Raw genomic sequence first — 8,507 nt, forward strand, 5'->3', positions numbered from 1 at the left:
ATGGCCAGGGTGGTGACCGTCCTGGCCGGCCTGGACACCGTCCCCGCGGCCACGATCAACCGCTTCTGCGCCTCGAGCCTGCAAACTCTGCGGATGGCCTTCCACGCCATCAGCTCCGGAGAAGGCCACGCCTTCGTCTCGGCGGGGGTCGAATCGGTGTCCCGCTACCAGAACTGGGTCGGGGCAGGGGAAACCGACACCAGCGTGCACAACCCCCTGTTTGAAGCCGCGCGCGCCGTACGGCCGCCCGGGCCGCGTCCAACACCCCGTGGACGGATCCCCGCATGGGAGGACGGATGCCGGACGTCTACATCGCGATGGGACAGACCGCGGAAAACGTCGCCACGAGCCACGGAATCAGCCGGGCCGAGCAGGATCTGTGGGCGGTCCAGAGCCAGAACCGTGCCGAGGCGGCCATCTCCTCCGGTTTCTACGCCCGCGAGATCACGCCGTACACCCGCAAAGACGGGACCGTCGTCGAGCGCGACGATTCACCTCGCGCCGGCGTCACCCTTGAAGCGGTCAGCGCCTTGGAGCCGGTCTTCCGCAAGGAAGGGACCGTGACCGCCGGGAATGCCTGCCCGCTCAACGATGGCGCCGCCGCCGTGGTGGTCATGAGCGATTTCCGGGCCCGGGAGCTTGGCCTCGAGCCGCTGGCACGCATCGTCTCGACGGGAGTCAGCGCCCTTTCCCCGGAACTCATGGGCATGGGTCCCGTGGAGTCGTCGCGCCGGGCCTTGGCACTGGCGGGGCTGAGCATGGCGGACATTGACCTCGTGGAACTCAACGAAGCCTTCGCCGTCCAGGTGGTAGCGAGCGCCCGCGAACTCGGCATCGATCCGGAGAAACTCAACGTCCACGGCGGAGCCATCGCCCTTGGCCATCCCTTTGGCATGACAGGCGCCCGGATGACCACCACTTTGCTCAATGGCCTCCGGGAACGGGACTGCACCTTGGGACTGGCGACCCTGTGTGTCGGTGGCGGGCAGGGCATGGCGGTGGTCTTCGAGCGTCTGTCTTAACCGCACCGGAAAGACACGTAGTGCCCCTGAAGACGGATCTTCAGGGGCACTACGCTCATCCTGGGAGCTTAGTCGTCGCCGCGCAGGATCGCCAGCAGGCGGATGATCTCCACGTACAGCCACACGAGCGTCACGGTCAGGCCGAAAGCGGCCGTCCAGGAGTATTTCTCCGGAGCGCCCTGCCGGACACCCTGTTCGATGCTCGTGAAGTCCATGACCAGTGAGAATGCGGCCAGGCCGATAGCCAGGATGCCGATGAAAACGCCCAACGGGATGCCGAAGATGTGCACGCTGCTGCTCAGGCCGAACGGCGACTGGACTGCGCCCGTCCACACCAGGACCATATTGATCACTGCGAAGACGAGGTAGCCGAGCATGGCGATCATGAAGAAGCGAACAGCCTTGGGGGTGGCACGCACCTTGCCGCTCTTGAAGAGAGCCAAGGTCACGCCGAACACCGCAAGGGTGCCAATGACAGCTTGCAGGCCGACGCCCGGGAACATTCCGTCCAGGAGGCGGGTCAGGCCTCCGAGGAACAGACCCTCAAGTCCGGCATACGTCAGGATCAGTGCCGGGGACGGCTGCTTCTTGAAGGAGTTGACCATGCCCAACGCGAAGCCGCCCAACGCGCCGACAATCATCAGGAGATTTGCGGTTCCCGGAGCAACGAACAACGTGACCGCCGCGCCAAGCAGCAGCACCGCAAGGCACGCTGCAGTCTTGACGATGACGTCGTCGAAAGTCATACGGCCGGTCTCGGCCGGACCGGCTGCGGGCTGGTTGTACATCTCCTGCAGCTGATCGCTCGTCATCGGCGGCTGTGCCGCCCAGGCAGGCTGGCCATACTGGGGCTGGCCGTGGGTGTAGCTGGGAACGGGCGGAGCCTGTGTGGCTCCACGGAAATTCTTTCCGTTGAAGATCGGGTTGCCGCCGAGTGCCATGGTGGATGTCCTTCTTGCTGTGGGTGCGAAGTGATAGTTCACGCTACCAATTCCCACGCTTGGTCCGCACCGAAAGTTCCACCGCCGCCGATGCCGGCACCCTCCGCGTTGCGAGGGTGCCGGCACACGGGGCTATCCGACGCCGAGGTACGCTTCCTTGACCGCCGGGTTGGCGAGCAGTTCCTTGCCGGTGCCCTGTGCGTAATTGACCCGGTTTCCAGGACAAAAGCACGGTGTGCACGGGCCAGGGCCTGGTTGGCGTTTTGCTCCACCAGAAGCACCGTGGTGCCCTGGTTGTTGATCTCGGTGACAATCTTGAAGATCTGGCGGATGAACTGCGGAGCCAGCCCCATGGAAGGTTCATCCAGGAGCAACAGCTTGGGGTTGGACATCAGGGCCCGGCCAATCGCGAGCATCTGTTGTTCGCCACCGCTCATGGTGCCGCCAAACTGCTTGATACGTTCCTTCAACCGCGGAAACAGGTCGAAGACTCGCTCCAAATCGTCTGCAACCTTGGTCCGGTCCTTGCGGCCGTAGGAACCCATGTCAAGGTTCTCCTCCACCGTCATGCCGGGGAAAATTCCCCGTCCCTCAGGCGCCTGCGAAATGCCCTGGACGACGCGGATGTGCGCTTTCATCCTGGTGATGTCCTTGCCGGCGAACGTGATGGAGCCGGCCGACGGAGCCAGCAATCCGGAGATGGTCCTCATGGTGGTGGTCTTGCCGGCACCATTTGCCCCGATGAGCGAGACGATTTCGCCTTCCTCCACGCTGAATGACATGTCGGAAATGGCTTGGATCCGGCCATAGTGGACGGATATGTTCTTCAGCTCAAGCAAGGTCATCTTCAGGCTCCCCGAGATAGGCGGAAATAACTTTCGGGTCATCGCGGATAATCTTCGGCACCGCATCCGCGATCTTTTTCCCGAACTCAAGGACCACGATCCGGTCGGTCACCCCCATGACCAACTTCATGTCGTGCTCAATGAGCAGGACCGTGTAGCCGTCGTCACGAATGGTCCGGATCAGGGCCATGAGCTCTTCTTTTTCCGCCGGATTGAACCCTGCTGCGGGCTCGTCCAAGCACAGGACTTTGGGATCAGTCGCAAGTGCGCGCGCGATTTCCAGGCGGCGCTGGTAACCGTAAGGCAAGTGCCGTGACAAGAAGTGGGCATGATCGGCGATGCCCACGAACTCAAGCAATGCCATGCCGCGTTCAATGGCGGTTTTCTCTTCCCGGACATGGGTGGGCAGACGGAAGAGCGCTCCGCCGACACTCGTGCGGTGGCGTGCATCGAGGCCGACAACCACGTTTTCCAAAGCGGTCATCTCACCAAAAAGGCGGATGTTCTGGAAGGTCCTCGCCAGGCCACGCCTGGTGATCCGGTGCTGCGGCAGTCCGTTGAGCAATTGTCCTTCGAGCAGGACCTTTCCGGACGTCGGCTTATAGACACCCGTCATGGCATTGAAACAAGTGGTCTTACCGGCACCGTTGGGGCCGATGAGACCGAGGATTTCGCCTCTGTTGATATCAAACGTGACATTGTCCAGAGCCGTCAGGCCGCCGAATTTGATGGTGAGGTCTTGGACCTGCACCAAGGCTTCGCCCACTTTGGTGACGATGTCCCTCTCAGGGGCCACCTTCTCGGCGACTTCGAGGTCCACTCCCTGTTCCTTGAGTGCCTCTACATCAATATCCGGTTCGATCGCTTCACTCATTTGTCAGCCCCCTTTCCCGGTTCCAGGACGACTTTGCCCGAAGCAGGAATGTCGCCCATGGCACCCTTGAGTTTGTTGTACGCCAGGCGGCCGTAGGCGAGGAGGCTTTGGCGTGCGGGCAGAAGGCCACCGGGGCGGAAGATCATGATGACCACCAACGCCGCGCCAAAGATCAGATACTTGAACTCGGCAATCGCGGTGAAACGGAGTGGAATATATGCCACCAACGCACCGCCGAGAATCGCACCGACCTTGTTCCCCGTGCCGCCCATGACGACAGCAGCGACGAACAGGATGGACGTGGCGATATCGAACTTCTGGTTGTTCACAAAGCCCACTTGCCCGGCAAACAAGGCACCCGAGAGCCCGCCCACGGAAGCGCCGATGGCAAAAGCCCACACCTTGTACTTGAAGGTCGGGACGCCCATGATTTCCGCGGCATCTTCATCCTCGCGGATGGCAATCCAGGCGCGTCCCACGCGGCTGCGCTCCAGGTTTCCCGCGGCCAAAAGCACCACGATGATGATGGACAGCGTCAGCCAGTACCACGGGGTTCCGTTCGAGTTCTGGAAAATTGTTTGCCCGCTTGAATCCGTTCCCGGAGGGTGGCCAACGTTCTGGAAGCCAACCTGGCCTTTCATCGCCGGAATAATCGTGGCCAAAATGCGCACGATTTCACCGAAGCCGAGCGTGACGATAGCCAGGTAGTCGCCGCGAAGGCGAAGCGTAGGCACACCGAGGACCACTCCGAAGAACATGGCGACTGCCATCGCCAGCGGGAGCGTCCACAAGTAGGGAATGTGCACATACGGCGAATCCGGGCTGGTAAACATTGCCGCCGTGTAGGAACCCAGGGCGAAAAATGCCACATAGCCCAAGTCGAGGAGGCCCGCATAGCCGACCACCACGTTCAAGCCCACAGCCACCAGGGCATAAACAGACATTTGCGCGAGCGCGATTTGCCAATTGTTGCCTGGTTCCGTCGTGATCAACGGCGGGTTGAGGATGGGGAGCAAGTACGCAATGACCACGACGACGATGAGGATCAGCCATTGGGTTTGGCGCGGGAGCGCGTTCCATTTGTCGCTGAGTCCCGGGAACCAGCCTTTGCGGCGCCGCATTTTGGCTTCGCGGTCCGCAATTTCCTGTGCCGAAGCATCATCGGGAATAAGTGTGGGGCCGTCTGTTGTGCTCATGCCTTACTCTTTCCTAGCGAGCTACCCAAGACACCTTCGGGTCGCACAATCAATACCAACACCAGGACCACGAACGCGACCACGTCGGTCCATTGGGAACTGCCCAGGAGCACCTGGCCGTAGTTGCCGATCAAACCGATCAGCAGGCCGCCCAGCAAAGCGCCGCGCACATTGCCGATGCCTCCGAGGACAGCGGCCGCGAAGGCCTTGACGCCGAGGATGAATCCGCCGTTGTATTGCACGCCGGACGGGATTTTCATCACGTAGAACAAGGCGGCTGCGCCGGCCAGGATCCCTCCGATGATGAAGGTGGTCACGATGATCTTTTCCTTGTTGACACCCATCAAAGTTGCGGTATCCGGGTCCTGCGCAACGGCACGGATGCCCCGGCCGGTCCGGGACCGCCTGATGAACTGGTCGGTGGCGATCATGAGGATAATCGCTGCGACCACGATCACCACCTGCTGCGAATCGACGATCGTCCCGAAGACGTCGAAAATCGGGAGCGGCCTGAACATCGTCAGCGCAGCCTCCGGGCTCGGTCCGCGCCACCAGTAGATGGTGTACTGAATGGCGAAGGAAACACCGATGGCGGTAATCAAGAATGCCAGGCGGGGCGCCTTGCGCTGCCGCAAAGGTTTATAGGCCACCCGTTCCACGATCACTGCCATCAAGGCTGAGGCGATGATGGCGACAACGAGGGCGAGGACAAGATTTCCCACGATGGCCCAAAAGGCCAGCCTCGGAGCAGAGGGCCCGAAATTCAGCGCGCTGAGGGTAAAGAACACCCCGTAACAGCCCGTGATGAACACTTCGGAGTGGGCAAAGTTGATGAGGTTGAGAACGCCGTAGACGAGGGTATAGCCGAGGGCTACCAACGCGTAAATTGCCCCGAAGGTCAACCCGTCAAAGGTTGAACTCCAGAAATTTTCGGTAAAGGAGTTTACGTCGAAGGTGATCCACGTATCGTCCATGGGAACCGAGTGGAGCAGGTTGGGAATTACTTCACTGATCATGGCACTTCCTGATGTAATCAAAAGAAATGCTGGGGGTCGGCATGGATGCTAACCCCCAGCATTCATCTGGGCTCGGTGTTATTTTCCGATGACGCCGATGGGAACGATCTTGCCGTTCTCTACTTTGTAGCCGTAAACATCAGGCGTTGCCAGTTCGCCGGTTGAATCCCACTTGTAGTGCTTCGACAGGCCGTCTGCATCGTAGGACTTGACCCAGGAAAGAAGGTCCGCGCGGGACTGCTTGCCCTTGTCGATACCGGAGAGCAGGACCGTGGCTGCGTCGTAACCTTCAATGGAGTAGGTTCCGGGCTCAGCGTTGGCAAGCTTCTTGTACTCGGACTCGAAGCTCGGGATCAGCTCGCCGGGGATGCACGGGCAGGTGAAGTACGAGTTCGACGATGCGTCGCCGGCCTGCTTGATGAACTGGTCATCCTTCACGCCATCCGGGCCCACGAAGGAGCCGGTGAATCCCTTTCCAACCAGCTGCTGGTCGAAGGGAGCGCCTTCTGCGTAGTAGCCCGCGTAGTAGACGGTGTCTGCCTTGGCGTTCATGATCTTGGAGATCACGGCCGAGAAGTCCTTCTGGCCTGTGACAACCTTGTCGGACCCCACCATCGCGGAGCCCAGGGCCGCGGAGGTTGTGGTTCCCAAACCGATGCCGTAGTCAGAGTCGTCCTGGACGAGGTAGACCTTCTTGGCCTGCAGCTTGTCCGTGAGGAACTTCGCTGCGGCCGGACCCTGGACGGCGTCATTGCCGAGGGCCCGGAAGAAAGTGGTCCAGCCGTTCTTCGTCAGGCTCGGGTTGGTTGCGGAGGGCGTGATGTGCACCAAGCCCTTCTGCTCGAAGATGTTGCCGGTGGCCTTGGATTCTCCCGAGAAGGGCAAGCCCACCACTCCGATGATGTCCGGCTCGGACACGATCTGCGTTACCGGGCCAGTGGCCTTGTTCGGATCGCCTTCAGTATCGAATTTCTTGAACTGGACCTGGCAGCCGGGGTTCGCGGTGTTGTGCTGGTTGATGGCCAGTTGGATGCCGTTGAAGATGTTGATACCCAGCTGGGCGTTGGGTCCTGTCTCGGCACCGGCATAGGCAAGGGTGGTGGTTGACGGGCAATTTGCCTTGCCATCGCCTGCAGGCAAAACAGCTCCGGCAGGAACGTCGACTTTGGAAATCGCAGGGATATTGATCCTGCCGCCGCCACCCGAGGTTTCGGTGCCGCTAGGGGCAGTCTGATTCGCACAGCCCGCCACCAGCATGCCGAGGGTGGCTGCTGCTGCAATCGCCGAAATGACTTTCTTCCTGTACATAAATAGCCTCCGCGGTGCGTCTGATTCGTGGTCATTCGCCCGAAGTCACTTTCACTTCGAACATGTTCCATGAGAGTACTACCAAATATGTGTCCTAGAACACATATACGCAGGTCAGGATCTAATAACGGTGTGTCGCTGTCCAGTCCGGACGGCCCTTCACATGAACGCGGGGTTAAATTCCTGTCACGGCACAGCTTGGCGCAACAAGTGGGGCCGCAGGGTTCGCATTTCGCATGCGTGCCCCAGGTGGGACTCGAACCCACAACACGCGGATTTTAAGTCCGCTGCCTCTGCCAATTGGGCTACTGGGGCGCCCGGATAATGGTAACCCAGTGCACTCCCCTCTTTCGTCTCCTAGAGCCGTTCAAACGGCGCGGCATAACGGAAGGTTCCACTGACGCCGTCGGGCCATGCTTTGAGGGGCAACAGTTGGAAATGGTCTCCCCACCCGGCGTCGGGGGCCACCACGCCCAGCGTGCGCGCGGGCAGGAATCCAAAGCGCGGATAGTACTCGGGACTGCCCAGCAGGGCGATGCCCGGTTCGCCCGCTTCGTCGGCCCGTCGAGCGGTTTCCCGCAAGAGGGCAGATCCGATGCCGCGCCGCTGCAGGTGCGGTTCGACGCTGATGGGGCCAAGCCCCAAAAGCCGGAGCTCCCCTATCCAGCCGCGGGTACTGATGACGTGGCCCACGATCTCACCGGCAATCTCGGCCACGATGCTGAACTCCGGCAGGTACTCATCGCACTCGAAGAGTTCACGCAGGAGCTTCACTTCGGCCGGGACCCGTCGACGGGCAGCCCGGTGACCGGGCTGGTGGAAAAGGCGGCAGCCGTGAGCGCCAGCACGGACTCGCGGTCATCCTGCCGCTCCGTTCGCACCACCACGCCCTGGCCCAGCAGCTTAAGGACTTCCATGGCGCGCCCGCGTTCGGCGGATGGAACCAACAGGTGGTCGTGATGGAACCCTGCCAGGACGTTGCAACTGATACCAGCGGCCGTGAGGGCGGAGCTGACGGCCGCTGTGAGCCCCACGGCGTCCAAGGCAGAGTGGATTTGAAGAGTGATCCACGCCGCCACGAAATCGTAGGACAGTCCCAGGCGTCCGGCTTCTTCACGGCGCAGGACCACCGTGAGGCCTTCCGCTTCGCGGACAGCGGCTTCGATATCGCCCTCAAGCGCTTTGCCGTGCGGCCACAACGCGTACACGTAGTCGCCGTCCCGAAGGACGGGGTGCATGGATCCCAGGAGGGTCGTCAGATCGCTTTCGCCAGCCATGCTGCAAGTCTAGGACCCGCCGTCGCCG

7 protein-coding genes, 1 tRNA gene and 2 pseudogenes are annotated in these 8,507 nt (G+C 61.2%); 1 reads left to right on the top strand and 9 read right to left on the bottom strand.

Going from position 1 to position 8,507, the window contains the following annotated elements:
- Positions 1 to 1,022: pseudogene (locus tag AHiyo1_RS06310) on the top strand (acetyl-CoA C-acetyltransferase); the annotation flags it as partial.
- Between the two features lie 68 nt (positions 1,023 to 1,090).
- Here AHiyo1_RS06310 and AHiyo1_RS06315 read toward each other — a convergent pair.
- The 9 genes and pseudogenes from AHiyo1_RS06315 to AHiyo1_RS27860 all read right to left on the bottom strand — a co-directional run bounded on the left by AHiyo1_RS06315 (position 1,091) and on the right by AHiyo1_RS27860 (position 8,479).
- A complete protein-coding gene (locus AHiyo1_RS06315; protein ID WP_059387971.1) occupies positions 1,091 to 1,963 on the bottom strand; it encodes a Bax inhibitor-1/YccA family protein in 873 nt (290 codons plus the stop codon).
- A gap of 132 nt (positions 1,964 to 2,095) precedes the next feature.
- A pseudogene (locus AHiyo1_RS06320) lies at positions 2,096 to 2,808 on the bottom strand (ABC transporter ATP-binding protein).
- Positions 2,795 to 3,682, bottom strand: a complete 888-nt coding sequence (locus tag AHiyo1_RS06325) for an ABC transporter ATP-binding protein (protein ID WP_059387972.1) — start codon at positions 3,680 to 3,682, stop codon at positions 2,795 to 2,797. Before AHiyo1_RS06325 ends, AHiyo1_RS06320 begins: the two are co-directional and overlap by 14 nt.
- The gene (locus AHiyo1_RS06330; protein WP_084784379.1) at positions 3,679 to 4,878 is read right to left on the bottom strand and encodes a branched-chain amino acid ABC transporter permease; all 1,200 of its coding nucleotides are present in this window, start codon (positions 4,876 to 4,878) and stop codon (positions 3,679 to 3,681) included. Before AHiyo1_RS06330 ends, AHiyo1_RS06325 begins: the two co-directional genes overlap by 4 nt.
- Positions 4,875 to 5,894, bottom strand: a complete 1,020-nt coding sequence (locus tag AHiyo1_RS06335) for a branched-chain amino acid ABC transporter permease (protein WP_059387973.1) — start codon at positions 5,892 to 5,894, stop codon at positions 4,875 to 4,877. The genes AHiyo1_RS06330 and AHiyo1_RS06335 overlap by 4 nt, the downstream gene beginning before the upstream one ends.
- Positions 5,895 to 5,972: 78 nt before the next feature.
- Complete coding sequence (locus AHiyo1_RS06340) at positions 5,973 to 7,202, bottom strand: branched-chain amino acid ABC transporter substrate-binding protein (protein WP_059387974.1); 1,230 nt, start codon at positions 7,200 to 7,202, stop codon at positions 5,973 to 5,975.
- A 241-nt stretch (positions 7,203 to 7,443) separates the two neighbouring features.
- Positions 7,444 to 7,517: transfer RNA gene (locus tag AHiyo1_RS06345), tRNA-Leu, on the bottom strand.
- 42 nt (positions 7,518 to 7,559) lie between these two features.
- On the bottom strand, positions 7,560 to 7,976 hold the full coding sequence (locus AHiyo1_RS27855) for a GNAT family N-acetyltransferase (protein ID WP_340639291.1): 417 nt from the start codon (positions 7,974 to 7,976) through the stop codon (positions 7,560 to 7,562).
- Positions 7,973 to 8,479 (bottom strand): ACT domain-containing protein, encoded by a 507-nt coding sequence (locus AHiyo1_RS27860; protein ID WP_340639292.1) that lies wholly within the window; start codon positions 8,477 to 8,479, stop codon positions 7,973 to 7,975. The genes AHiyo1_RS27855 and AHiyo1_RS27860 overlap by 4 nt, the downstream gene beginning before the upstream one ends.
- Between the last annotated feature and the right edge of the window lie 28 nt (positions 8,480 to 8,507).

Origin of the sequence: Arthrobacter sp. Hiyo1, assembly GCF_001263615.2 — a bacterium.
Taxonomy (GTDB): domain Bacteria; phylum Actinomycetota; class Actinomycetes; order Actinomycetales; family Micrococcaceae; genus Arthrobacter.

Bases quoted from the DNA above. Each gene is read 5' to 3' on its own strand.
- AHiyo1_RS06315 (WP_059387971.1), bottom strand. From the start codon at position 1,963: ATGGCACTCGGCGGCAACCCGATCTTCAACGGAAAGAATTTCCGTGGA.
- AHiyo1_RS06335 (WP_059387973.1), bottom strand. From the start codon at position 5,894: ATGATCAGTGAAGTAATTCCCAACCTGCTCCACTCGGTTCCCATGGAC.
- AHiyo1_RS06325 (WP_059387972.1), bottom strand. From the start codon at position 3,682: ATGAGTGAAGCGATCGAACCGGATATTGATGTAGAGGCACTCAAGGAA.
- AHiyo1_RS06330 (WP_084784379.1), bottom strand. From the start codon at position 4,878: ATGAGCACAACAGACGGCCCCACACTTATTCCCGATGATGCTTCGGCA.
- AHiyo1_RS27860 (WP_340639292.1), bottom strand. From the start codon at position 8,479: ATGGCTGGCGAAAGCGATCTGACGACCCTCCTGGGATCCATGCACCCC.
- AHiyo1_RS06340 (WP_059387974.1), bottom strand. From the start codon at position 7,202: ATGTACAGGAAGAAAGTCATTTCGGCGATTGCAGCAGCAGCCACCCTC.